The sequence below is a fragment of the Staphylococcus ratti genome, assembly GCF_020883535.1.
Lineage (GTDB): Bacteria > Bacillota > Bacilli > Staphylococcales > Staphylococcaceae > Staphylococcus > Staphylococcus ratti.
This window is the reverse complement of sequence record NZ_CP086654.1, coordinates 1,367,558-1,393,944: the sequence shown is the minus strand read 5'-3', so window position 1 is coordinate 1,393,944 and position 26,387 is coordinate 1,367,558. Positions and strand designations below refer to the sequence as shown.

Annotated in this window: 25 protein-coding genes; 18 read left to right on the top strand and 7 right to left on the bottom strand. The window is 33.7% G+C overall.

All coding sequences use genetic code 11. The features are described from left to right. Positions 1 to 6: 6 nt before the first annotated feature. The 5 genes from LN051_RS06735 to hfq all read left to right on the top strand — a co-directional run bounded on the left by LN051_RS06735 (position 7) and on the right by hfq (position 4,995). Positions 7 to 1,680, top strand: coding sequence for a glycerol-3-phosphate dehydrogenase/oxidase (locus LN051_RS06735; RefSeq protein ID WP_229291781.1), 1,674 nt, complete (start codon positions 7 to 9; stop codon positions 1,678 to 1,680). Between the two features lie 278 nt (positions 1,681 to 1,958). Further along, positions 1,959 to 2,354, top strand: a complete 396-nt coding sequence (locus LN051_RS06730; RefSeq protein ID WP_229291780.1) for a hypothetical protein — start codon at positions 1,959 to 1,961, stop codon at positions 2,352 to 2,354. Between the two features lie 548 nt (positions 2,355 to 2,902). Continuing rightward, positions 2,903 to 3,847, top strand: coding sequence for an alpha/beta hydrolase (locus LN051_RS06725; RefSeq protein ID WP_229291779.1), 945 nt, complete (start codon positions 2,903 to 2,905; stop codon positions 3,845 to 3,847). Continuing rightward, positions 3,840 to 4,796 carry a tRNA (adenosine(37)-N6)-dimethylallyltransferase MiaA gene (gene miaA, locus LN051_RS06720; RefSeq protein WP_229291778.1) on the top strand — a complete coding sequence of 319 codons (957 nt, stop codon included), beginning with the start codon at positions 3,840 to 3,842 and terminating at the stop codon, positions 4,794 to 4,796. The genes LN051_RS06725 and miaA overlap by 8 nt, the downstream gene beginning before the upstream one ends. Next, positions 4,789 to 4,995, top strand: coding sequence for an RNA chaperone Hfq (gene hfq / locus LN051_RS06715; RefSeq protein WP_229291777.1), 207 nt, complete (start codon positions 4,789 to 4,791; stop codon positions 4,993 to 4,995). The genes miaA and hfq overlap by 8 nt, the downstream gene beginning before the upstream one ends. Before the next feature lie 164 nt (positions 4,996 to 5,159). On the opposite strand, the gene LN051_RS06710 is transcribed toward hfq, so the two are convergent. Next, complete coding sequence (locus LN051_RS06710; RefSeq protein WP_229291776.1) at positions 5,160 to 5,633, bottom strand: glutathione peroxidase; 474 nt, start codon at positions 5,631 to 5,633, stop codon at positions 5,160 to 5,162. Between the two features lie 174 nt (positions 5,634 to 5,807). On the opposite strand from LN051_RS06710, the gene hflX reads away from it, so the two are divergent. The 4 genes from hflX (at position 5,808) to glnA (ending at position 10,153) form a co-directional block, all read left to right on the top strand. Continuing rightward, positions 5,808 to 7,040, top strand: coding sequence for a GTPase HflX (hflX, locus tag LN051_RS06705; protein ID WP_229291775.1), 1,233 nt, complete (start codon positions 5,808 to 5,810; stop codon positions 7,038 to 7,040). 14 nt (positions 7,041 to 7,054) lie between these two features. Continuing rightward, on the top strand, positions 7,055 to 8,293 hold the full coding sequence (locus LN051_RS06700; protein ID WP_229291774.1) for a methionine gamma-lyase family protein: 1,239 nt from the start codon (positions 7,055 to 7,057) through the stop codon (positions 8,291 to 8,293). A 119-nt stretch (positions 8,294 to 8,412) separates the two neighbouring features. Continuing rightward, a complete protein-coding gene (locus LN051_RS06695; protein WP_229291773.1) occupies positions 8,413 to 8,778 on the top strand; it encodes a MerR family transcriptional regulator in 366 nt (121 codons plus the stop codon). 34 nt (positions 8,779 to 8,812) lie between these two features. Then, positions 8,813 to 10,153, top strand: coding sequence for a type I glutamate--ammonia ligase (gene glnA / locus LN051_RS06690; RefSeq protein ID WP_229291772.1), 1,341 nt, complete (start codon positions 8,813 to 8,815; stop codon positions 10,151 to 10,153). A 244-nt stretch (positions 10,154 to 10,397) separates the two neighbouring features. On the opposite strand, the gene LN051_RS06685 is transcribed toward glnA, so the two are convergent. Continuing rightward, on the bottom strand, positions 10,398 to 10,706 hold the full coding sequence (locus tag LN051_RS06685; RefSeq protein WP_229291771.1) for a magnetosome magnetite crystal formation protein family: 309 nt from the start codon (positions 10,704 to 10,706) through the stop codon (positions 10,398 to 10,400). A gap of 995 nt (positions 10,707 to 11,701) precedes the next feature. Between LN051_RS06685 and LN051_RS06680 the strand changes: the two genes are divergently transcribed. Beyond that, positions 11,702 to 12,466, top strand: coding sequence for a trypsin-like serine peptidase (locus tag LN051_RS06680; protein ID WP_229291770.1), 765 nt, complete (start codon positions 11,702 to 11,704; stop codon positions 12,464 to 12,466). A 316-nt stretch (positions 12,467 to 12,782) separates the two neighbouring features. Beyond that, the gene (locus LN051_RS06675; protein ID WP_229291769.1) at positions 12,783 to 13,094 is read left to right on the top strand and encodes a hypothetical protein; all 312 of its coding nucleotides are present in this window, start codon (positions 12,783 to 12,785) and stop codon (positions 13,092 to 13,094) included. Between the two features lie 136 nt (positions 13,095 to 13,230). Here the strand turns inward: LN051_RS06675 and LN051_RS06670 are convergent, their stop codons facing one another. Then, a complete protein-coding gene (locus LN051_RS06670) occupies positions 13,231 to 13,440 on the bottom strand; it encodes a hypothetical protein (protein WP_229291768.1) in 210 nt (69 codons plus the stop codon). Between the two features lie 143 nt (positions 13,441 to 13,583). Here LN051_RS06670 and nucI point away from each other — a divergent pair, with 143 nt between their 5' ends. Then, positions 13,584 to 14,093, top strand: a complete 510-nt coding sequence (gene nucI, locus LN051_RS06665; protein ID WP_229291767.1) for a thermonuclease NucI — start codon at positions 13,584 to 13,586, stop codon at positions 14,091 to 14,093. 31 nt (positions 14,094 to 14,124) lie between these two features. Here the strand turns inward: nucI and LN051_RS06660 are convergent, their stop codons facing one another. Both LN051_RS06660 and LN051_RS06655 read right to left on the bottom strand, forming a co-directional pair. Then, entirely contained in the window at positions 14,125 to 14,964 is an 840-nt protein-coding gene (locus LN051_RS06660) for a hypothetical protein (protein ID WP_229291766.1), read from the bottom strand. A gap of 271 nt (positions 14,965 to 15,235) precedes the next feature. Further along, the gene (locus tag LN051_RS06655) at positions 15,236 to 15,601 is read right to left on the bottom strand and encodes a transcriptional regulator, SarA/Rot family (RefSeq protein WP_229291765.1); all 366 of its coding nucleotides are present in this window, start codon (positions 15,599 to 15,601) and stop codon (positions 15,236 to 15,238) included. 554 nt (positions 15,602 to 16,155) lie between these two features. Between LN051_RS06655 and LN051_RS06650 the strand changes: the two genes are divergently transcribed. Continuing rightward, positions 16,156 to 16,746, top strand: a complete 591-nt coding sequence (locus LN051_RS06650; protein WP_229291764.1) for a hypothetical protein — start codon at positions 16,156 to 16,158, stop codon at positions 16,744 to 16,746. Between the two features lie 243 nt (positions 16,747 to 16,989). Here the strand turns inward: LN051_RS06650 and LN051_RS06645 are convergent, their stop codons facing one another. Beyond that, positions 16,990 to 17,982, bottom strand: coding sequence for a phosphatidylinositol-specific phospholipase C (locus tag LN051_RS06645; RefSeq protein ID WP_229291763.1), 993 nt, complete (start codon positions 17,980 to 17,982; stop codon positions 16,990 to 16,992). A gap of 477 nt (positions 17,983 to 18,459) precedes the next feature. Here LN051_RS06645 and LN051_RS06640 point away from each other — a divergent pair, with 477 nt between their 5' ends. Further along, a complete protein-coding gene (locus LN051_RS06640; RefSeq protein WP_229291762.1) occupies positions 18,460 to 20,064 on the top strand; it encodes an ATP-binding cassette domain-containing protein in 1,605 nt (534 codons plus the stop codon). A gap of 161 nt (positions 20,065 to 20,225) precedes the next feature. Here the strand turns inward: LN051_RS06640 and LN051_RS06635 are convergent, their stop codons facing one another. Next, a complete protein-coding gene (locus tag LN051_RS06635) occupies positions 20,226 to 21,575 on the bottom strand; it encodes an aspartate kinase (protein WP_229291761.1) in 1,350 nt (449 codons plus the stop codon). Positions 21,576 to 21,766: 191 nt separating this feature from the next. Between LN051_RS06635 and LN051_RS06630 the strand changes: the two genes are divergently transcribed. The 4 genes from LN051_RS06630 (at position 21,767) to add (ending at position 26,280) form a co-directional block, all read left to right on the top strand. Beyond that, positions 21,767 to 23,047 (top strand): homoserine dehydrogenase, encoded by a 1,281-nt coding sequence (locus LN051_RS06630; protein WP_229291760.1) that lies wholly within the window; start codon positions 21,767 to 21,769, stop codon positions 23,045 to 23,047. Between the two features lie 5 nt (positions 23,048 to 23,052). After that, the gene (thrC, locus tag LN051_RS06625; RefSeq protein ID WP_229291759.1) at positions 23,053 to 24,117 is read left to right on the top strand and encodes a threonine synthase; all 1,065 of its coding nucleotides are present in this window, start codon (positions 23,053 to 23,055) and stop codon (positions 24,115 to 24,117) included. Then, the gene (gene thrB / locus LN051_RS06620) at positions 24,114 to 25,034 is read left to right on the top strand and encodes a homoserine kinase (protein WP_420853967.1); all 921 of its coding nucleotides are present in this window, start codon (positions 24,114 to 24,116) and stop codon (positions 25,032 to 25,034) included. The genes thrC and thrB overlap by 4 nt, the downstream gene beginning before the upstream one ends. Before the next feature lie 232 nt (positions 25,035 to 25,266). Continuing rightward, a complete protein-coding gene (add, locus tag LN051_RS06615; RefSeq protein ID WP_229291758.1) occupies positions 25,267 to 26,280 on the top strand; it encodes an adenosine deaminase in 1,014 nt (337 codons plus the stop codon). Positions 26,281 to 26,387: the final 107 nt, after the last annotated feature.

Below are 26,387 nucleotides of genomic sequence, written 5' to 3'. Positions count from 1 at the left end.
GTATATATGGGACGTTTATCAACATTACAACGTGACGCAGTTAAAGAAAAAATGCAACAAGGAGAATATGATTTAGTCATTGTCGGGGGCGGAATTACTGGTGCAGGAGTTGCACTAGATGCTTCAGCACGTGGTATGAAAGTGGCTTTAGTTGAAATGCAAGACTTTGCTTCAGGTACAAGTTCACGTTCAACAAAATTAGTTCATGGTGGTTTACGCTACTTAAAACAATTTCAAGTTGGCGTCGTTGCAGAAACAGGTAAAGAACGTGAAATTGTATATGAAAATGGGCCACATGTTACAACACCAGAATGGATGTTATTACCGATGCATAAGGGAGGCACTTTCGGTAAGTTCTCAACTTCAATTGGTCTGGCAGTTTATGACAGATTAGCTGGTGTTAAAAAATCAGAACGTAAACGTATGTTAAACAAACAAGAAACAATGGATAAAGAACCGCTTGTTAAACAAGAAGGCTTAAAAGGCGGCGGCTATTACGTAGAATATCGTACAGATGATGCGCGTATGACGATAGAAGTTATGAAAAAAGCAGCGGAGCTCGGTGCAGATATTATTAACTATGCTAAAGTGAATCAATTTTTATACGACAAACGTAATAAAGTTAATGGTGTTGCTGTAATTGACCGTATTAAAAATGAAAAATTTGAAATTCACGGTAAAAAAGTTGTTAATGCGACAGGTCCATGGGTAGACGAAGTACGTAGTCATGATTATTCAAAAAATAATAAAGAACTTAGATTGACAAAAGGGGTTCACGTCGTATTTGATGAATCTAAATTCCCATTACATCAAGCGGTTTATTTTGATACAGAAAAAGATGGACGTATGATTTTTGCGATTCCACGTGAAGGCAAAACATACGTTGGGACAACAGATACTTTCTACAACAATGATAAGCGTAGTCCATTAGTGAACCAAGAAGATCGCGACTATCTTATCGATGCGATTAATTATATGTTCCCAACAGTTCATGTAAAAGATGAAGATATTGAATCAACATGGGCTGGTATTCGACCTTTAATTTTAGAAGAAGGCAAAGATCCTTCAGAAATTTCTCGTAAAGATGAAATTTGGGAAGGCGATTCAGGTCTATTAACCATTGCAGGAGGTAAACTGACAGGTTATCGCCATATGGCATTTGAAATAGTTGATCGCGTTGCAAAACGTTTAAAACAAGAATACAAGCTCGAATTTAAACCAGCTAATACGAAAAATATTCCAATATCAGGTGGCGACGTTGGTGGTAGTCAAAACTTTGAATCGTTTGTTGATGAAAAAGTAAAACTTGCTAAAGGTTACAACTTAGATGAGACGGTTGCGCGTAAACTTGCAAGAAAATACGGTTCTAATGTTGATGATTTATATGCTTTAACACAAGCAGCGCAACACCAAAATACAGGTTTACCGCTTGAAATCTATGTGGAGCTTTTATATGGTGTTCAAAATGAATTAGTTATCAAACCAACAGACTTTTTAATTCGTCGTACAGGTGCGCTTTATTTCGATATTGAATCTGTACAAAAATATAAAGATATCGTAACAGACGTTTTAGCAGATTTAGTCGGCTATGATAATACGACAAAAGCGGTTTATAAACAAGAGTTAGAAGATGCTATTACACATGCGATTCACGGACAACATCAATCTGCGACTGCATAATATATGTGTAATTGATAGAATATAACATTGGTTCTTCATTTTTTATGGTGGGATGACAAAGTCATCCTGCTTTTTTGTACAAAAATAGCGCAAATGTCTCTATAATTTTAAGTGACCAAACCAAAAATAGAGGTAAGAAATCCAACGTCATCTTTGGTACCCTTTCATACGAATCTAAACCGAATACACAAACATGGAAAACGTTTATCGAGGATTACTTTTTTAAAATCCCAAGAGACAGCAGTGTAATTAAATCTGTTAAAACAACGTTTTAATGTATGGTTTGTTGGCGGGCTTATACTGCTAAAACAAATGTTGTTGAGGATAACTGTTTTATCTCAAACCATATTCAGAAAGCCATTATAGATAAAGCAACACAAGTTCGCTCAAAAACTGATATCGCAAGTGATTGTAACGTTTCTGCATCTTCTATAAAACATGTGATTCATAAAGTAAGCAATGAGATTACAATGAAGCCAACTAAGGGACTTCCATCACATCTTGCGATGGATGAGTTTAAAAGTGTTAAAAATATTTCGGGATCACTGAGCTTCATATCATTTGGCTATCGCAACTTTTATAACTTCAAAAATCGCATTTTTATTAATTTTAGACTGTATAAAAGACCAAAGAAAAAAGCAATGCCACTTTTAATAGTGAAATTGCTTAAATAGATTGCGTACCGAGTTGAGACTCCCGAGGCATAGAGCCGAAACCGAAAATCCGGGAGAGATACAGAAATCACATAACATTGATTTCGTAGTATCTCCCCCGCAACTATGACTAGGGGCTGGGACAACGAAATCAAATAGATTTCTGTCCCACTCCCAGTCATAGACTGCGTTGATAAGGAACACATGCTCACTTATGTTCGCATGTGTACTGAACACGTATATCATTACATTCAAACGTGTTCATGCAGAGGTAAGGCGCCTGGGAAAGCGAGACTCGAAGTAGCAATCGGAAGTTTGCGACTTAATTATTATAGATACATAACCAGCATATAAAGTGTACAGCCATAACATTTAGGGAATGGGATAGAAATTGTTTTGATTTCATTATCCCATTCTTTTTTAGGTTGAGCGGCGTATAAAAGGGGTGTTGAGTTGTTAAGTTTAAAGTAACGCGAGCGATGTATTGCATCAAACACGTGTCACGTGTTTGAAAATGATTCCTGTGGTAAAGTGGAATCAAGGTTATTGAACTGAAAGGTGGATGTATAATGGCTAAAAAAGAAACGATGAAAATGTCATTATCAGATGATACGATGTTAGAGGTTAGTGTTTCTCGTACGGATAACGAAGCGGTAGGTATCGTGCATATCTTTCATGGTATGGCTGAACATCTAGAACGTTATAATCGATTGGTGACACAATTGAATCAACAAGGTTATCATGTCATTTGTCATAATCATCGTGGTCATGGTAAGGCGATAAATACATTGCGTGGCCATTTTAATTCTATTGAAGAAGTTGCACAAGACGCTTATGAAATAAAAACGACGCTTCAACCTACAATCAATAAAGATTTACCATATATTGTTTTAGGACACTCGATGGGCTCTATTATCGCACGTCGTTTTGTACAACTTTACCCTAATGAAGTTGATGGCTTGATATTAACAGGGTCTGCTTTATTTTCGAAATGGAAAGGTTACCCTCTCGTACTAGGGACAAAAATCATCTCAATAGTGACAGGTAAAAAACGGCGTTTAAAATGGATGAACCAACTGATGATAGGAAGCTTTAATAAAAGTTTTAAGCCTACACGCACATTGAGTGATTGGATTAGTTCAGATGAACATGAAGTCGATTTATTTATTCAGGATCAATACACAGGATTTTTAGTATCCAACCAACTCATTTATAGTGTGATGAGAACGATCATGAAATCCGCACAAATGAAAGAAATTGCAAAAATGAACCCGAACTTGCCTATTTTACTTATCTCTGGAAAAGCAGATCCTTTCGGTGAAAATGGCAAAGGAATTCGACGTTTAGGAAAAACATTAAAAAAAGGCGGCATCCATCATATTACCGTACAACTTTATAAACAAAAGCGGCATGAAATTTTATTTGAAAAAGATAGAGAAACGGTATGGCGTCATATGTTAGACTGGATGAGTCGTCAAATTATAAAGAAAAAAGTGAGTGAATCAAGTGAGTGAACAAAAACCTTTTTTAATTGTCATCGTAGGGCCAACAGCGAGCGGTAAAACAGAGCTAAGTGTTGAACTTGCCAAAAAGTTAAATGGAGAAATCATTAGCGGAGATTCCATGCAAGTTTATAAAGGTATGGATATCGGGACAGCTAAAATAACAGAAGAAGAAATGCAGGGTGTACCGCACCATTTAATTGATATACTAAATCCCGATGAAACGTTTACAGCTTTTGATTTTCAACAACGTGTCAAACCGCTCATTCACGAAATTACTAAAAAAGGTAAAACGCCTATTATAGCGGGCGGAACAGGATTATATATCCAATCTGTGATTTATAATTATGAATTTGAAAGTGAAGTAGTGTCTGATGAACGTGAAAAAGAAGTCGCAGAACAGATGAAGATATTAAGTACGTATTCAAATGAAGCATTACATCAATATTTAGGTACGTTTGATCCAGTGTCAATGTCGAATATTCATCCAAATAATCGTCAGCGTGTCGAGCGCGCCATCTCCTATTATCTTAAAACGAAAAAAATTTTAAGTAATCGCAAGAAAAGTCACCAATTAACAGAAAATTATGATACATTATTACTAGGGATAGAAATGTCGCGCGATACATTGTATCATAGAATAAATAAACGTGTGGACATTATGTTGTCTCAAGGTTTAGTGGATGAAGTGCAACAACTTATTGAATTAGGTTATGAATCATGTCAAAGTATGCAAGCGATTGGTTATAAAGAGCTTGTACCAGTCGTGCATGATGAAATTGAAATTGACCAAGCAACAGCATTGCTCAAACAGCATTCAAGGAACTATGCTAAGCGTCAGTTGACTTGGTTTAAAAACAAACTTAATGTTCATTGGTTAGATAGAGAGAGAATGTCACTTCCAGAAATGCTAGATGATATTTTAACCCAAATAAACAAAAGGAGAAATGAACATGTTTGACAAACAGGATATTCAAGAAACGTACTTAGAAACTTTCAAAAATGAGGAGAAAGAATTGACTGTCTTTTTAACGAATGGCTTTCAATTGAGAGGCACAATTGCGGATTATGACCAACAAGTGGTTGATTTTCTATCTCAAGGAAGACACCATTTAATTTATAAACATGCAATTAGCACGTTTTTAGAAGGTACGAGCTAAAATTAAAACAAGGAATTGTTATCATTACACAACGGTGACGACGAATGGGTCGCAAGCAAATGTGATTAAGTCATCACTGTGATGTAGTATCATCCTTTTTGATGACAAAATAAAAAACATCACGCTTAATGTTAAAAATACAATAAGCTGTGATGTTTTTTTAATTATAATAATGCTTCTATCGCATCAGCAATATTTAAAGGTTGCTTTTGTGGTGAAAAACGTTGGACGACTTCACCTTCACGATTGATTAAAAATTTCGTGAAATTCCATTTGATTTTGTCACTAAGCATACCTTTTTGATGCGCTTTTAAATAGACAAATAAAGGGTGTGCATTTTCGCCATTGACATCAATTTTTTGATGCATTGGAAAAGTAACGCCATAATTAAGCTGGCAGTTTTGAGTGGCTTCAGCTCCTGAACCGGGTTCTTGACGGCCAAATTGGTTACATGGAAACCCTAAAATGGTAAAACCTTTATCTTTATATTGTTCATAGAGTGTTTGTAAATCTTTGAATTGTGGTGTAAATCCACATTCACTTGCTGTATTAACAATGAGAATGACATTACCTTTATAACGTGATAAAGGATATACTGTTCCATCAGATTGTTCGACTTCAATATCATAAAATCCCATTTTTTCACCTCATCGATTAGTTTAGCGAAAGGGCGCTAATATTACTGAATATTTTGTAATCCCCTTCAAAATATGCTTCATTACGACTATAACATAATGTTAGACCATAGTCTTAATTGCATGACTGTGATAAAATACACCAGGGTATAGTCACAGAAATGAGGTGAGTACATAATGACATATAAACAAAGTTATTCCACAGAAGCAGTTAGGGAAAAAGCACTTTTGATTGGTGTAGATTGTCATCAATCTCAATTTGATTTTGCAAGTACTATGATGGAATTAAAAGCATTATCAAATACTTGTCATTTAGATGTTTTAGATACTTTAACTCAAAATTTGAATGAGATTCATCCCAAGTACTATATAGGAAAAGGGAAATTAGAAGAATTAAAAGAAGCAGTCACTTTTCACGATATTGATGTTGTTGTAGCCAATGACGAACTGACAACCGCACAATCTAAAAATTTAAATGCACATTTAGGAATCAAAATCATCGATAGAACTCAGCTTATTTTAGAAATTTTCGCTTTACGCGCTAAAAGTAAAGAAGGGAAGCTCCAAGTAGAATACGCGCAATTGGATTATTTATTACCTAGACTTATGGGACACGGGAAAAGCTTGTCTCGTCTAGGAGGCGGTATTGGTACAAGAGGACCTGGTGAAACGAAGCTTGAAACAGATCGACGTCATATACGTACACGTATGAATGAAATTAAGCGTAAATTAAATGATGTTGAATCCCATCGTGAGCGTTACCGACAAAAAAGAATGCACAACCGTGTGTTTCAAGTGGCATTAGTTGGATATACGAATGCAGGCAAATCTTCATGGTTTAATACGCTAACAGAAGACGAAACTTATGAACAAGATCAACTATTTGCGACGCTCGATCCAAAAACAAGACAATTAACCATTAATGATGGCTTTCAACTTGTCATATCTGATACAGTTGGATTTATTCAAAAATTACCGACAACACTCATAGAAGCTTTTAAATCGACTTTAGAAGAAGCGCGACAAGCTGATTTATTAATTCATGTCGTAGATGTGAGTCACAAATCATACAAAAATCAATACGACACAGTCAATCAATTGATCTCTGATTTAAATATGCAACATATTCCACAAATCGTACTGTTTAATAAAAAAGATTTACATCAAGGTGTCGCACCAGTAACTGACTTACCGTCGTTATTAGTTTCTTCAAAAGATAAAAATGATCGAATGCATGTAAGAGATTTAATCTTTGAACAGTTAAAAAAGCAAATGACCTATTATGAAAAAACTTTAAAGGCACATGAAGCAGCAACATTGTACGAATTAAAACGACGTACATTAATTTCAACCATTGACTTTGACGAAAATAATGAAACGTACACGATTAAAGGATATGAAAACAAATAGAAAGAAGCTGAAGCATGACAAACTTAACACAATTAATTGAAGAGGTAGAGCGTGAGCTTAGCCCTTATTTTAGACAAATAGAACAACGTGCATATGAAAACCAAGCACGTGTTCTCGATGCTTTTCATCACGTTAAAATTACAGAAAGTGACCTTCAAGGTTCTACAGGTTATGGTTACGATGATTTTGGTAGGGACCATCTTGAAGCAGTTTACGCCTATACATTTAAAGCAGAAGATGCTTTAGTACGTCCACAAATCATTTCTGGTACACATGCGATTACCATTGCATTACAAAGTTTATTAAAGTTTGGTGATGAATTATTGTATATCACAGGGCGTCCATACGACACATTATTAGAAGTGATTGGCGTCAACGGCAATGGGATTGAAAGCTTAAAAGAACACGGTGTAAGTTATCAAGATGTTCCGCTCAAAAAAGGGCAGATTGATATCCCAAAAGTATTAAATACGATAAGTGCCAAAACAAAAGTGGTGGCGATTCAGCGTTCCAAAGGCTACGATCAACGTCCTTCCATCAACATTAAAGAAATAGAAGAAGCGATTCAAAAAATTAAAGCACATTATCCAGATGTGGTTATATTTGTAGATAATTGTTATGGAGAATTTGTAGAAACACGTGAACCTATTGAAGTAGGGGCAGATATTATCGCAGGATCATTAATTAAAAACCCTGGTGGCGGCCTCGCAAAAATAGGGGGGTATATTGTTGGACGAGATGATTTAGTTGCCCGTTGTGGGTATCGCTTAACTGCACCAGGTATAGGTAAAGAAGCTGGCGCATCTCTCGGTTCGTTACATGAGATGTATCAAGGTTTTTTCCTGAGTCCACACGTTGTGAGTCAAAGTTTGAAAGGCGCATTGTTTACAAGTTTATTGTTAGAAAAGCTAAATATGAAAACGACACCACGATTTGATGTGCCACGTACAGACTTAATTCAAACCGTATCATTTGATACAAAAGAACAAATGATACAGTTTTGTCAAAGTATCCAACATAATTCGCCAATAAATGCGCATTTTGCACCTGAACCAAGTTATATGCCTGGTTACGAAGATGATGTGATTATGGCAGCGGGTACGTTTGTACAAGGTTCGTCTATTGAATTATCTGCTGACGGACCAATTCGACCGCCTTATGAAGCTTATGTGCAAGGTGGTTTAACCTACGAACATGTGAAGTTGGCAGTTTCACGTGCAGTTGCACAATTGATAGAGAAAAACTTAATTTAAAATAGTAACCTGACAAGAAGAAAATCATTTCATGTCAGGTTTTCTTACATATTTTTGTATTGTCAGAATTTATATGATATTGTTACCATAAGTTCAAAATAGTCAAGGAGATGTAGGAGATGGACAACGATAAAATTCGACGCAACATGCCTGTATTTCCGATGAGTGTTGTCAGTAAGTTAACGGATTTAACTGCAAGACAAATTCGTTATTATGAAACACATGAACTCATATTTCCTTCAAGAACTGAAGGCAATAAGCGACTTTTTTCTTTAAATGATTTGGAGACGCTACTCACAATTAAACACCTACTAGAAAAGGGATTTAATATGAAAGGCATTAAGCAAATCATGCTTGAAGAACACAATGATTCAAACAACGAAGAAGCGTATTTAAGAAAACAAATGCTTGTGGATACAACACAAAAACCACAACGAGAATCTATACCACTTAACCGTGGAGACTTATCTCGCTTTTTCAAATAACAATCAAACTAACAATAATGGAGGCCATGATCCAATGCCAAAACAGAACTTTAAGAAAGACGATATCCGACGTTTCGCAGAAGAAGAAAATGTACGCTATATTCGCTTACAATTTTCTGATATTTTAGGAACAATCAAAAACGTAGAAGTACCAGTAAGTCAGTTAGAAAAAGTACTCGATAACGAAATGATGTTTGATGGATCATCTATCGAAGGTTTCGTACGTATTGAAGAATCTGACATGTACTTAAGACCAGACTTAAATACTTGGGTAATATTCCCATGGACTGCTGGTCAAGGTAAAGTGGCACGTTTAATTTGTGATGTTTATACTACAGAAGGTGAACCATTTACAGGTGACCCACGTAGCAATTTGAAACGTGTGCTTAAAGACATGGAAGAATTAGGATTTACTGATTTTAATCTTGGACCAGAGCCAGAATTTTTCTTGTTTAAGTTAGACGAAAAAGGCGAACCAACAATGGAATTAAACGACCACGGCGGTTATTTCGACCTAGCGCCAACAGATTTAGGAGAAAATTGTCGCCGTGACATCGTATTAGAATTAGAAGATATGGGCTTTGATATTGAAGCAAGTCACCATGAAGTGGCACCAGGCCAACATGAAATCGACTTTAAATATGCAGATGCAATAACAGCTTGTGATAACATTCAAACATTTAAATTAGTCGTTAAAACGATTGCACGTCAACACAACTTGCATGCAACGTTTATGCCGAAACCATTATTTGGTGTTAACGGAAGCGGAATGCACTTCAACGTATCATTATTTAAAGGCAAAGAAAATGCTTTCTATGACGAAAATGGCAAAATGCAATTATCAAAGGATGCTTACCATTTTATCGCAGGGATTATGAAAAACGCACGTGGTTACACAGCCGTTTGTAACCCATTAGTAAACTCATATAAGCGACTAGTGCCTGGTTATGAAGCACCAAGTTACATCGCTTGGAGTGGTAAAAACCGTTCACCATTACTACGTGTTCCAACTTCACGTGGCTTATCTACACGCGTAGAAGTACGTTCAGTTGACCCAGCAGCAAACCCTTATATGGCTTTAGCAGCTATTTTACAAGCTGGTTTAGACGGAATTAAAAACCAATTAGAAGCACCTGAACCAGTAAACCAAAACATATATGAAATGAACCGTGAAGAGCGTGAAGCTGTAGGTATTGAAGATTTACCTTCAACATTATACACAGCATTAAAAGCAATGCGTGAAAACGATACAATAAAAAAAGCATTAGGCGAACACATTTACAACCAGTTTATAAATTCAAAAACAATCGAATGGGATTACTACCGTACGCAAGTGAGCGAATGGGAAGTTGACCAATATATGAAGCAATATTAATTGCGGAACCCCTTGGAGCATTACGCTACAAGGGGTTTTGTATGAATTATATTTGCACTTAGTATTAAAATATTTAGCTATTTGGGACAAAAAGGAGTAAAAAGTAAAAATATGTATTTTTACTTTTATAGACAATTCGTTGTAGGTGTTAGCTTTGCTAGATAATAATACATTAATAGAATTCGTGAAAATAGTAATAATAGTTCATTAACAAATAAAAATAGCCCCAAAGTAGGGCTATCTATTATAATTCATGGGCTACTAGCACTTTAACACCGCAATAAAGGTTATAAATGACAAAGAATAAAGCACCCAAGAATATAACGGTAGTTAAAATAAAATATAACGTTGAGGCACCTTGACTTAAGCTAATTAATAAAGTACCTAGTACAAATAATACCCATGGGAGAATATGATACATAAGTGATCTTTTAGCATGTTTAGATACAGGTGGTTTGGCAACTATCCAAACGATAAGTGGAAGTAATATTGGTGCAAAAAACACGCTAAAATAACACAATGAAGCAAGTATTTTATCGGATGTATTTGACACAAATTTCACCTCCTTACTACGTATATTACCCTAAACATATGACTTAAGCATAAATTAGGATTTTAAGGAACAGGATAGAAAATCATTATTTGGGATTTATAGCGAATAAGCCTATGTATATTTGAAAGGGATTTAAGGAGAGAGAATGAAAGTATAAAACACATCTCAACACAGCGTTATATAGTGTGGATATTTATTAAGCATTATTTGAACATAAAATGTCGCAAGTATGTTATAATTAATTTATAATTTCAAATGAAATATCATAAGTGCAATTAGGAGGACTATCCACAGTGGATAGTCCTATTTTTTCAAGTTATTATTGGTGCTTCTTCAGTGATTTATTAGCAATATAGGTCGCTACACTAAACGCTAATTTAAATATAATGAAAAATATTAAGACTTTAAGCATAAATAGAGTTAGCACAATTAAGCCTTCGGAAAATGATTTTACATGCGTAAATGAATGCATTGGCGTTCGGATAGCTGCAAACATTAGTGCGCAAAATTGAATGAGCTTATGAAATAATTGAAAGTTTTACTAATTAAATGGTACAGATCTATGTGATTTTGTCATCCTAATGACAAATGTAAATTTCTTTAACACGTTGTTTTAGGTACGCATATAAGTATTAACAATAGTAACTTCTATGTTTATTATTAGCTGTGATATTGATAATAATAAATTCATTTTTTCTCATTATAATATTGTTGTGTTTTTCAATAAAATATCATTTAAGAATTAATTAACCTAAATTAATCTTTATTTAATGGTATTACAATGTAAATGAGTATAATATGAATATATGTTTTAAACATGAATTCATTTTAAAGCTATTAAACGTTTATTGAATGGCATAATAATTTTTAAAGGGTAAGTTTCGAAATGAATAGGGATAGTATATATTAAAAAATATGATATGAGGAGAAAATAATATGAACTCTAATATACTTAAAAAAGTGTCATGATTTTAACTCTTGCTACTGTAGCCCCTATGTCTTTACAAGCTTTTGATACACCAATTAAACAGAATGTTTTTGCTAGTGAACTTTCTAAAGAAGAACATCAAGAAAAATGGAATAAATATTATAAAAACAACTCATTACTTCTTCCTGAGGGATATTTTAGTAAAGTTCAAGATACTACACAATCACCTTATCAGTCTGTGGGTTCTATTTTTGTTAAAGGTAAAACGCTTGCAACTGCTTCAGTAGTTGGCAAAAATAAAATAATTACTAATTATCATATTGCTAGACAAGCTGAAAATGATCCATCTAAAATTATTTTCAGACCAGGACAAACAAAAGATGATCAAGGAAATGTAAAAAATCCATTTGGAGAATTTGAAGCAAAATCTATTGAGGAAGCTCCTTTTGGCCAAGGTACAGATTTAGCTATAGTTACATTAAAACCAAATAAAGAAGGTAAAGAAGTTGGTGATGTTGTAAAACCTCTTACCTTCGGGAATGGTGATGCAGTTGGTCAAAATCAAGTTCTTCATTTGGTAGGTTTTCCTTATAATACAGTGCAGCATACAATGTATAAACAAAGAATTGAAGTGCATTCCACACAGGGCGCTTTAAAATATTTTGGTTATACTGAAGTAGGTAATTCAGGATCACCTATTTTTGATGACAATAATGAAATAATTGGAATTCACATTGGAAAATCAATGATAGAAGGTAAAGGGAATATTTTAATAGGTAAGTTATTCGATAACGCATTCGCTGAAAAATTAAAAGAAAAATTAGCGCAGTAAAAGATACGTAAACAATAATATATTTACTAAAGGAGACCAACTAAATTTATTTTATTTGGTCTCTTTTTTTAGTGAAGAACAAGTTATATCCTTTCAAACTCTAATGTGCGTATAAACTGCTTATATTAATAGTTTTCTTCTGTGAGTATTCAATGCGATATGTCAAGTCTATGTACAATGGTAAAAATAGAAATTTTCTCATATTAAATTAAATAATACAATAGGATTAGAGTTGTAGTTTCATTCATAACTTCTGACTGATTAAAATTGATAAAATATATTATATGATTAAGTTTCATAGAAAGGAGAGATGAAGATGGGTAAATTGAAATTTATTATCGGCGGTTTTAGCGTTATTGCATTGATTGGAATTGTGTATTTAATAGGTTCAGCAACTAATTTAAATGCGGAGGAAGTTTATTACGGTAAAGTAGATGAAAAACGCAAATTAACAACTATATATTCAGAAGATGATCAACATGATTTTGGAAATACAGATAACAACAAGGAATTTAAAAGTGGAGATTTCGTTAAAGTGGTTTATACAGACAATAAAGGTGTTATTGTAGAGACGAAAAAGGTTCAAGAAAATGATATCCCTAAAGAAATCCGGAATAAAATAAACTAATAACGTATTAACTATAGAAATGAAACCATGCGGTCATACGGTTTATGATGTTTATACATTTTATATAAAATTAGCGGTGAAGAAAGTTTGAATCTTAAGCTTTTTTCACCGCTAATATGCGTAGATATTCTCTAAATCATTTATTTTTTTTGTTAGCGTCACGAGGATGGGACTGTTGTTTCCCTTTTATTAATTGGATAATGAAACCACCTAATACACCTAATAATACACCGATAAATGCACCGGCGATTAAAGGTAAATTAAAAAAGTGTTGCAAAAAGAATCCTAGCGCAATCGCAAAAATAATAATTATTATAGAAAGACTATTTTCACGCAACATATTCATATCATTTCACTCCTATATGAATTGATTATATCATTTTGCCTTATAAATTGAACATGTTTCGGTGTGAAAAATGATTTTTGGAATATTGACCGGAATCATTAAATTCTTTATGATGAATAAGACTATAAGAAAAGGGTGGACATATGAAAAAAGTGACTGCAGGATTGATGGTTGCGGTTGTCGCAATTATCGTCTTATCTATACAATTTATGACGGGAAGCGGTCCATTTAAATCCTCAGGTTTTGGCAATACTGATGCACAGACATACAAAGTCTTAAGAGTGATTGATGGAGATACCATTATCGTTGATAAACAAGGACAGAACATGAGAGTAAGGCTAATTGGGGTGGATACACCTGAAACTGTAAAGCCGAATACACCGGTGCAACCTTACGGGAAAGAAGCTTCCAATTTTACTAAACGCCATTTAACGAATCAAAAAGTTCGATTAGAGTATGATAGAGAAGAAAAGGATCGATATGGACGAACATTGGCCTATGTTTGGCTAGGCGATGAATTGTATAATGAAAAAATTGTTAAAGAAGGGCTTGCACGAGCAAAATTTTATCGTCCAAACGATAAATATCAAATTCGTATAGAACAAGCACAAAAAGAAGCTCAAAAACAACAAAAGAATATTTGGCAAAGATAGATAAAAGCACTAACCCATGTTGTTAAATGGGTTAGTGCTTTTGTGTAAATAAGACTACTAATTGATTCATTGTTGCCTCATCTAAAAGTGAATGAGATGTTCTTGAAAATTGCTTTATAAATGTTGTTAATTCATGTTCATTTTCAATGAAAGCAACATTTGTATGATTGAGTTGTTTGCTACGCTGTATTTCTGAACTCATATTAAAAATAGCAGACTCAATTGTAATTGGAGTTTTAAGCTGCATTTCAATTTGTTGTGAGAGACGTTGTTGCACTTTTTCAACAATCATTAAAGGATCGTATTTGTAAAATTGATAAGTCACCTTATCTGTTTCAATAACTTCGCTAAAAGTGTAAGGAACATTAGGGGATTCATGGAATTGTTGATGATAGTTTGCGCTGATTTGATGTGCAAAGCGTTCTGAGAATGACTTAGAATCCTCTAATTTTCCAGTGTAATGCACAAAAGTTTTAGTATCAAAATGAAGTGATTTAATTAAAATAAGTCCTATATTAGTGATAACTACAAAATCTATAGGTGCTAACATAGAGTAATATTTATTTTTTTTAGCGATTTGATTCACTGATAAAATTTTATAATTTGTGATAAATCGGGCATCTTTTAAACAATTAATCGTTTGGATTATTGACTGTTTGACACGTCGAGCTTCGTTATGAGGCGGGCGTATCGACTTAACAGTAGGGATTTCGTTCATTTTAGATTTTTGTTTTTCGTAGCGCAACTTCATTTCTAAACGTTTATTGGCATAACGTGTATAGTCTAGCTGTCTTCTTAATTGGACGTGATATAGTGCTATCGCGATTAAGGTAATGATGAGGATAGCACAAAGTATATAAATAAATTGCATAGACTGTATCGCCTCCTTTTAACTTTTGATAATAATGAGGTTTTAAGTTAACATGATATAGCTAATGTTATAAGTTATCATACCCTAGATTTAGATAATTTAAAAAATATTTATTAAAAATTAACAACAATTTTCAGTATTAAATGATAAGGTGGAGAGAGTATTTTTAATTTGTAGAATATAGGAGATAAAAAAAGAGCAAGACAATCATCACAAAACACTATTGGGATAGTCTTACTCTGGAGCTGATATTAAATTATAAATTACATTTTTAAGATTGAGTCGTATCTTTAATTAAAATTTCGAAGTTATCGAGCACTTCTGTCATTTTCTTTTCTTGAGCATCATTGATTGTGATGAATACTTTGCGTTCGTCCTCAGTAGAGCGTTCTTTACCAATGATACCGTTTTCAGTTAATGCTGTGAGTGATTTATGTATTTCCATAAGGCTAAAGTCAATTGATTGTTTGACTTTATGTAACGAAATACGACGGCTATCTGTAGATTTCAAGTGATGTAAGAACAAAATGTCGTTTAATTTTAAGTTATGTCGTTTTTTTAGTTCGCTTATTATTTTTTTTCGGTGTGATTCATAGAAAAAAATCTTATTAATATCTAAACCATATTGTTTATTCATTATTTCACTCCTTTTCTAATCTTTTTTGAGAACCTATACTATATTATATTAAAAATTTTATACTTTTCAATGGAATACTCTTGGAAAGAAGCAAAAAAATCGAAAAAAATTATAATATAGCTTAAAAGAATCAATCATCATTTTAACTGTACTAATTTATAATATTATTGACAAGGATAAGGTAAGATAAAAAAGGATGCAATTTGAATGAAATAGTGCTTCGAATTTTACTTTTGAATGTTTCCTTGAGTAATACTTTAAACGCTACATTTGTAATTTCCTAAATTTCTATTTTTTGAATATATTGATGACTAAATATATAGACGTATATAGAATTGAAAAGGCGCTTGAGTTCACCTTGTCGTTACGTATACGTTATAATATTTAAGTTAACTCTTGAGAATGACATATATAAACCCAGAGTTAGCGTTATTTCAAAATATAATTATTGGTGAAAATCCAAGTTAACAAATCATAATACATTGCTTATTATGCATATTTTTAATATAATGACCTATGTGATGTAAGCGGTTTCCAGAAAGGAGGGCATGAAGATGAGCAATACACCTCAACATACGACAAGAGCATTAATGGATATCTTGATGGCGCGCGTTCCGGAATATTTTAAATTTTACGGAGATGTAGCCACTGAATTGTTTTTGAATGATCAGCTTGAAATTTCTAAAAAAATTGCTAGAAGTGTAAAACGTCAACATTTACTAACTGTTCTTGATGCCATTCCTGAGACATACAAAATTGAAGGAATAGATGAAAATGGAAAGCGTATTCCTGAAAAAGACATTGAAATTAAGCAAATTTATTTTATAGCTGTTAAAAATAACGAGGATTGTGTCTTAAAAATTAGAATTTATGATGTTGACGAAGATCAGTGGATTTTTCGTTTAGATGATCAAATTCGTATTCCTGAAAAGCATATTTATTATCATTCCTTAAAATGGAAAGTGGATTTCATTAAGCCTGAAATCATCTTAATGTTTCATTTATACGAGGCAATCAATGAAAAACAAATTAGACATTTTAGACACCTTATCGATCGAATGAGTTATTTTCAGTTTGTAACGTTAAAAACGGTAGTCGGAGAAGAACGCCTGAGAAAAGTCATCCAAGAAAGAAGTTCAAAGTAAATAAAAAACTGTGATTTTCAACTCAAGTAGTATAGACATATGTTGATATATATATAAGCGTAGCGTTTCACTTTTAAAGTTAGTTTCGTAACTCAAAGTAAAAGGAGAACGTTGCGCTTTTTTATAAAAATCAAACGGCGATATGTTCAGGGGGGTTAATTGGCAGATGTAAAAAGAGCTTAAACAATAGGACATTGTTTAGGCTCTTTTTGTTGAACACTATAGCTTTTATAAAGTGTCGATTTATTTGTTGCTATCGATGACTTGCTCATTAATATCATCGTAACCAGACCATTTGTATCCGCTAAAGTCAGTAATAATCCAACCTACGCGACTCGGTTGTTGTTCTTTAATATATTTTGCAATATCAGGATTCATATAAGAAGCATAAGCATATGGACTATTGAATGCTGTGCCTCCTGAAGAAACACTTAAGAAGTTAATATAGATGGATTGTTCAGAAGTATCTTCTTTAGCTTTGTTTATCAAATTTATAACTGCTGTTTTCTTAGCATCATAGTAATCTTTATATTCATCTTGAACGTGGAGATTTAAATTACCTGGTTGGATGGTCGTATCAAAAGTTTTATTATCTGGCCACTGAATGCCACCAGCTTGTGTACCATAGCCTGCACTTGTAGATGTATTGCCCATTCTGTTAAATACAACAATTTTACCTTTTGTATCCGCTAGTGTAGGATTCGCTTTGTCTCCTTTGTAAAAATAATCACCGAATTGTGCACTGTCAAAATAATTTTCTCTAAATATTTGTTCGAATGGATTTGTAGCATCAGGTGCATTTCCATAATCTTTTTTAATCGACATAATGATGGTTTCATTTGGGTGTTCTTGTAAAAATTGATGCGCGTCATTTAAAAATTTACCCATTTGATGGTGTAAATAAATTAAATCGTGATGAATACCAATCGATTGGTTACTTGTGGCACGTCCGCGAATATCAAAGAAGCGAACGCCTTGATTCATTTGATTCGTATAATCTAAATGTTGTGTTTTGCCCCATACTGCCTTAACAGGGTCTTCTAAAGTAAAACTACCACTGTCGTGTGTACCGGGGATGTTAAGTTGCGATAGGTGTTTACTACTATCAACTTTACTCATCCATTCTTGTGGGTGCTCACTCAATTTCTCTTCAGCATGACTTGTGTGAAAAGGGAATGTAAAAGTGCAAAATGCAAGTATAGGTGTAATCAATAATTTTTTGTGTTTAGTCTTCATTGCTTTCTCCTTTTATCCTAAATTTAATTTATATTATAATGCCATCAAATGATTATTACAATAATGAAATTTAATAAAATATGTAATTTTTTTGACAAAACACTTCATAATTTTTTGTTTGAAAATAATGAGCTAGAAAATCTTTGAATTCAGTGTTGTTGTAGGATTTAAAACACGTATGAACGATATAGGTAAAGTTTGTTTGAATTTTCTGTCTATTAAACAGAATATATGCTATAATAAATTTGTAGTGAAATATAAAGTGTGGGAGGTATTATATATATTAAGACTTTTAAATTTACAACGACTTGAACTTAAAAAAGAAAATTTTGAATACTTGGAAGCAAGTTGTACATCATGTGGAGCATCATCATGTAATGGGCCAGATCCATCTAATTAAAAATACAATCTGATTAATGACAAAGAAGTGATAAAAGCGACGAAAACTTTTATCACTTTGTTTTATAGGTGATTAAAATGAAAATTAATTTACTAAATCCTAGTCTATATTTAATTTACATCTTTATGTTTTTGACTGCGTTGGATGGTCTGATAATACCTACCTTAGTCGCCGGTATTATTCATTCCGTTGAGATTAAAAGTTTTTCTTCTCTAATCAATTACTTTATCTTCGGTATTGTTGGTTATTGTATTATTCGAACAGCCTTATATTTATGGAATTTATATCAGCAGAAGTTTATTAAGGATTTTAACAATACATATAAAGGCCAAGTCATCCAAAAATACTTCACTGGTAATAATTCTACAATGCGTGCGGATTTACTAAGCTTTATCGTGAATGATTTCAAATTTCTTGAGACAAACTACATTAAATCTTTATTTTTATTTATTTATTGTGTAACTTTTTCTATTGTTTCCGCGACCTATGTTCTAGTTATAGATTATAAACTTGGCTTATTATTCATAGCATTTTCAATTATTCCTATAATTACACCTAAAATATATAAAAACAAAATAAAACTTACTACAGACCAATGGTCTCATACGTCCTCTCAATTTGTTAATCGCCTCAATGAATATTTTAGCGCGCTTACAACAATAAGAGTGTTCAGCAAACAGCCTTTTTTTCAATCAAGTTTGACTAATGGTTTAAATCGAGTAGAAGATAGTAACTATGAAATGCAGAAAACCCTTTTTCAATCCAATTGGTTAACAAATCTATTATCAGGCATAAGTGCATTTGTACCTTTATTTATTGGTGGTCTTTTTGTAATTGAAGGTAACCTTTCTTTAGCTGCATTGATGGCAGTATATTTAGCCAGTGATAGAATTGTAATACCTGCTGTTAATGCAATAGACCACTACAATAAACTAAGATCTTCCAACACTATCGTTCATAAATACAATAATTTTATTACATCTTTAACTAATGATCAGGATGGAATTAAAAATAGTTCGAATACGGTGAACCATATACTCCCAGTAAAATTTCTTCATGTTTCTCATCGATATGGAGATCGTGTTATCTTTAATGATGTTCATTTAACAATTAATAAGGGTGAACATATCGTATTAAAAGGTTCTTCAGGGAGTGGCAAATCTACTTTTTTCAAATTGCTATTGTTATTGGAAAAACCACATCAAGGCCAACTATTATTCGATAACGCCGATGCGCAACAAATTAGTTTCTTTGATATGATGCAACATATTCATTATTTTGAACAGACTCCTTTTATTTTTAATGACTCCTTATTGTTCAATATTACTTTAGGGGAAGCATTTGATGAAGACAAGCTCAATAAAGTTATCGAACAATGTAAGTTAAACGAACTGGTTCAGACTCAAGGATTGGATTATAACGTCGGTGTTAATGGAGAACATTTATCAGGAGGACAGAAGATGAGAGTAGCACTGGCTCGTATTATGATTAGAAATCCAGAATTCGTTTTGCTAGATGAATTTTCTGCAGGACTTGATATCGAAAATGCTACTTTTATAAGAGAAATGATTCACAAAAATATCGAAACAGTTATTGAAATTACACATGATGAAAACATAGATGATAAATTTTATGATAAAACATTTAGAATAACGGATGGAGAAATAGTAGAGGTGAAATAGAAGCACGTGCGTAAAAGGTTAAATTCTAGCACGACATTTTCGTATTTATTTTGATGTTTTTGGATAAGCATTTCATCAAAATTAAAATCGGACTAGTAGGTTCCAAAACGCCTTTACTAGTCCGATTTCGTATATAAACTTTTTTCTATCGATGCTTTGTCTTATGAATAACACTTTTCGTAACATGCTTTTACGGCTAGCTCGGCATCTTGATTTGAAATGCCGAACATCATCGAGATTTCAGATGAACCTTGGTTAATCATTTTAAGGTTAATATTGGCATCAGATAAAGCTGTCGTAATTTTGTTTGCTGTTCCGACTGTTGCACTCATCCCTTCACCAACAACCATTAAAATGGCAAGATCTTGTTCGATGTTGAGTTCATCAATATCACATTCACGACGAATGGCTTCTAAAATTTTTTGCTCTTTTCCACGAATTTGAGTTGTTCTCATAATGATACTAATGTTATCAATTCCTGATGGCATATGGTCAAAAGAGATATGATTATTAGCGAGGATATTTAAAATTTTAACGGTAAAACCAACTTGTCTGTTCATTAAATACTTTTTAATATTAATGCTCGTAAATCCTTTGTCACAGCTGATGCCTGAAACAACTTTTTTACGATTAAACTCACGATCGTGTACGATATATGTCCCTGGGTCTTCAGGGCGATTCGTATTTTTTATAACGACCGGTATGCGATAGCGATAAAGTGGTTGTAGTGCTTCATCATGGAAAACGCCAAAACCTGCATAAGAGAGTTCTCGCATTTCACGATATGTAATTTCACTTATGATTTCAGGTTGATGAATAACATTAGGATTTGCACGATAAATTCCTGAAACGTCTGTAAAATTTTCATAGAGTGTTGCTTTTATACCTCTTGCAATAATTGCTCCTGTAATATCAGAGCCACCACGAGGGAAAGTGACAATGTTGCCTTTTTTGGAATATCCAAAAAAACCAGGAATAATGATTTTGTGTTTGCGTTGATTGAGTTCATGAATTTTTTCATAGCTTTCTTCAAGTATTTGAGCATTTCCAGGCTCATCCGTAACGATAATGCCCGCATCTTTAGGTGATAAATATTCCGTTGGAACACCTTGTTCTGTATTATAAGCTGCAATAATTTGTGCATTGAAGTTTTCGCCAGATGATTTTAGTGCGTCTAATAAACGTTGAGGCTCATTTTTAAGCTCTTGTATAAGTTGTTCTAATGTTCTGTCAATTTCTTCTAAAATATTGGTTTTTAAATTAAGACCCTTTATAATGTCATTAAAGCGTTCTAAAATTTCTTCTTTTTTATGTGTATAGTCCAGTTGATTGATGACTTTCTCATATAATCTAATCAAAAGATCGGTCGTCTTGGTGTCTGTATCGTGTCGTTTTCCTGGAGCTGACACAATTACAATACGGCGTTCATTATCACTATTGACAATGTTTAATACTTTTTTGATTTGATCAGCAGTCGCTACAGAGCTGCCTCCGAATTTTGATACTTTCATTTCATATGACAACCTTTCTTTTATGATTAAATTACAATTTGTTTTAATGACCTAAAGGTTAACATTAAAACTGTATTTTCTAAATTTTTAGAACTTTACAAACATTGTTAATGCACTTATACTAAACCATATTTACGTATAATTCAACACTATAAATTACTTTTTGAGAGATTAATACGGAGGGATTTTTTATGAAACAACTCAATGTTGCATTGTTAGGATTAGGTACTGTAGGTTCAGGGGTTGTAAAAATCATCGAAGAGAACCATCAACAAATTAAAGACACCATTCAAAAGGATATTCAAATTAAACATATTTTAGTCCGAGACAAAAGTAAAAACCGCCCGATTAACATTCAAAAATATCATTTAACGGAAGATGTAAATGACATTTTGAATGATGATGAAGTAGATATCGTTATCGAAGTCATGGGTGGTATTGAACCAACAGTAGATTGGCTAAAAGCAGCATTGACTCAAAAAAAGCATGTTATTACAGCTAATAAAGATTTACTTGCGGTGCATCTACGCGTACTTGAAGATTTGGCACAAGAAAATGCTGTGGCATTGAAGTATGAAGCGAGTGTGGCAGGAGGAATACCAATAGTCAATGCGATTAATAACGGATTGAATGCGAATAACATTAGTAAATTCATGGGTATTTTTAATGGTACGTCTAACTTTATATTGACTAAAATGGCGACAGAAGGAGCTTCTTATGAAGCAGCACTTCAAGAAGCACAAGACTTAGGTTTTGCAGAAGCGGATCCTACAGATGATGTTGAAGGTATTGATGCTGCGCGTAAAGTTGTCATTACTTCCTATTTATCATTCAATCAAGTCATCACTTTAAACGATGTACAAACAGAAGGCATTTCAGGTGTTACAGTAGCAGATATTGAAGCGGCGGAAGCTTTAGGCTTCAAAATCAAACTGATAGGTAAAGGAAGCTATACAAATGGGCACGTAGAAGCCTCTGTAAAACCAACGTTGCTTCCGCTTACACATCAACTAGCATCTGTTGAAAATGAATATAATGCGATTTATGTTGTAGGGGATGCTGTAGGTGAAACAATGTTTTATGGTAAAGGCGCAGGAAGTCTCGCCACGGGTAGTGCTGTCGTGAGTGATTTACTGAATGTATCTTTACAGTTTGAGTCTGATCTACATACGTTGCCTCCGCATTTTGAGCTTAAAACTGAACAAACTAAAGAAATGATGCATGATGAACCGGTGGTTATTACAGAAAAAGAAAGTTACTACGCCGTTGTAAGCACGCCACCTGTTTCTAAAAAACAAGTAGAATCTGTAATTAAAGGACACTTACCATTCCATAAAACACTAAAAGTTGAAACGATAGATGACAACACGGTAGCAGTAGTTATAGGAGGGATAGATGCTACACCAGAGCGTTACATTGAAGCAGAAGAAGGTTATCAAGTTAAGAAAATTTATCCAGTAGAAGGAGTCTGATGTGTATGCAAATGTGGAAAGGTTTAGTTCAAGAATATCGTTCGTTTTTACCAGTAGATGACAATACGCCGCACGTTTCACTAAATGAAGGGCATACGCCATTAATTTATTGTGATACCATTTCAAAAATGTTGGACATTGAATTGTATGTCAAATATGAAGGTGCTAACCCGACAGGTTCATTTAAAGATCGTGGGATGGTAATGGCGGTGACAAAAGCAAAAGAGCAAGGACGAAAAATTGTGATTTGTGCGTCCACAGGTAACACGTCAGCTTCTGCTGCAGCTTATGCGGCACGTGCAGGTCTTAAATCCATCGTTGTTATTCCAGAAGGTAAAATCGCACTTGGCAAATTATCGCAAGCGGTCATGTATGGTGCAGAAATTGTATCGATTGAAGGGAACTTTGATGAAGCTTTAGAAATTGTTAAAGAAGTAGCGCAAGATGGGGATATTGAATTGGTCAATTCTGTGAATCCATATCGCATTGAAGGACAAAAAACAGGGGCGTTTGAAATTGTGGAACAGTTAGAAGGTCAAGCGCCAGATGTTTTAGCGATACCGGTGGGTAACGCGGGTAATATTACAGCGTATTGGAAAGGCTTTAAAGAATATCATGAACGCGAACAGACAGGACAACCGCGTATGTTTGGTTTCCAAGCTGAAGGGGCGTCTCCGATTGTTCAAAATAAAGTCGTTAAAAATCCGGAAACAGTTGCGACAGCGATTCGTATAGGTAAACCAGCAAGTTGGAGTAAAGCAGTAGAAGCGATTGATGCTTCTCAAGGTCTCATCGATGCAGTGACAGATGACGAAATATTAGAAGCATACCAACTCATGACGTCTAAAGAAGGTATCTTTAGTGAGCCTGCAAGTAATGCTTCTATTGCGGGATTGATTAAATTGCATCGTCAAGGAAAACTTGAAAAAGGTCAAAAGGTTGTAGCAATTTTAACTGGGAACGGACTTAAAGATCCAGATACGGCGATTAATCTATTAGAAAACCCGATTCAAGCTCTGCCTAATGATAAAGAGAGTATCGTTAAGTATATTAAGGATGCGTTACAATGATTAAACAAAAATTAACTTTAAAAATACCTGCGTCAACGGCTAATTTGGGTTGCGGTTTTGATTCTATCGGCATGGCATTGAATAAATTTTTGATTATTGAGGCGCAACCTATTCATAGCACAAGTTGGAAGTTTGTTCATGAGGGGCCATGTCTAGACAACTTACCTCAAGATGAGTCGCATTATATCTATAAAATTGCGCACCAAGTGGCAGAACGATACAATGTGAAATTGCCAGCTTTAGAAGTGAAAATGTATAGTGATATACCATTAGCACGTGGTTTAGGTTCCTCTGCTTCTGCATTAGTAGGTGCTCTTTACATCGCAAATTATTTTGGCGATATCGAGTTATCTAAATATGAGTTGTTACAACTTGCAACTGAAATAGAAGGTCATCCGGATAACGTGGCACCAACGATTTATGGCGGACTTGTAGTGGGATACCATGACTCGGAAACGTCGATTACTGATGTTGCACACATCGACGTGCCCCACGTGGATTTTATCGTAACAATACCATCTTATCCATTAGAAACGGAAACGGCACGCCGTGCACTTCCTCAAACAATCACACATAAAGAGGCTGTGAAGTATAGTGCAATCAGCAATACAATGATTAGTGCACTTATTCAACATAATTATGAATTGGCAGGTAAAATGATGGAACGAGATGGTTTGCATGAACCATACCGCCAACATTTACTTCCTGATTTTAATGCGGTCAAAGTCATTGCTAAACAGTTTGACGCCTATGCGACGGTGATTTCAGGCGCTGGTCCGACAATTTTGACAATGATAAAAAAAGAACAAAGTGGGCCTCTTGTTCGCGCTTTACGTGAGAAGCTTGAAACCTGTCATTCTGAATTGATAACAGTCAATACACAAGGTGTGAAATCTAAAGTGATTCATCGATATTAAATTGGAAAATAATCTTTAGAAATAATATTATAAGAAGAAATAAAATGAGCCGTTCTCTTTTAGGGGAAAGGCTTATTTTATTCGTCTAAATATAAAGCCTAAATGTTTTTTTACAGATAATTAAATATCCTTAAGCGTATATTTTGAATGGATTTTTGAAAGTAGATTGAAATCTGCTTTTTATGTTGTATAATTCAAACATTAGGTTAATGAATTAAAGGGTGAATACAGTATGTGTGATATAGAGAAAATAAAAGCGATACCTAAAGTTGAATTACATTGTCATTTAGATGGTTCTGTAAGTCGCGAATATATTCTACGTCAATCTCAAAAACAAGGCATTAATATTAATTTTGATAAAATCTCTGTTAATCATGAATGTGAAAGTTTAGTAGAATATTTAAAGTCTTTTGACGAAATATTAAAGGTAATGCAAACAGAAGACAGTTTAATAGAAGGCGTTCAAGATGTAGCGCATCAAGCAGAAAATGATGGGGTTAAATACATCGAGATTAGATTTGCGCCACAATTTCATGCACAAGGTAATATGGACATACCGATGGTACTAAACGCAGTTTCTAAAGGAGCTGAGCTTGCAGAGGCATCTTACGATATTACAGTCAGAATTATCGTTTGCGGTATGAAACATCATTCTAATGAAGTAAATATTGAAATATTTAAGCATCTAATAGAAGATGATTTACTTCAAAAATATATCGTTGGCGTTGATTTAGCTGGTGGTGAAGATGAGAATTCAATATACAATCATGAGAAAGCATTAGAATATGCTAGAAACAACAAACTTAACATTACGCTTCATGCTGGTGAATGTGGTTGCATCAAAAATGTTTTTGATTCGGTTAAAATGGGAGCGAAACGAATTGGTCATGGTGTAGCTCTATTTAATGATGATGAAAAATTACTGCTTTTTTCTGAGGAAAATGTTCTATTAGAAATTTGCCCAACAAGTAATATACAGACCAAAGCTATAAAACAGTTACACGAAATAAATTTAAATAAACTTAATGAATTGAATATTCCCTATATCATAAATACAGATAATAGAACAGTCACAAACACGAATTTGATTCAAGAATATAGAAGTTTATTAACACATAATATGATTACAATTGAAAAAATTATAGAAATTAACAAAGAAGCCTTATTTTTTTCCTTTTTAAAAGAGGATGAAAAAATTCGATTGGAAAAGCGCATTTTAAATCTCTTAGAACAACTTGAATTATAGCATTTGCATAAAATGTTAGCTGTTGCGCTTGATGTTTACGGCTTAGAATTACTTCTCTCGTATAATGATAAATAGTGAAGACAAATGATTAAATTAGAAGTATACTT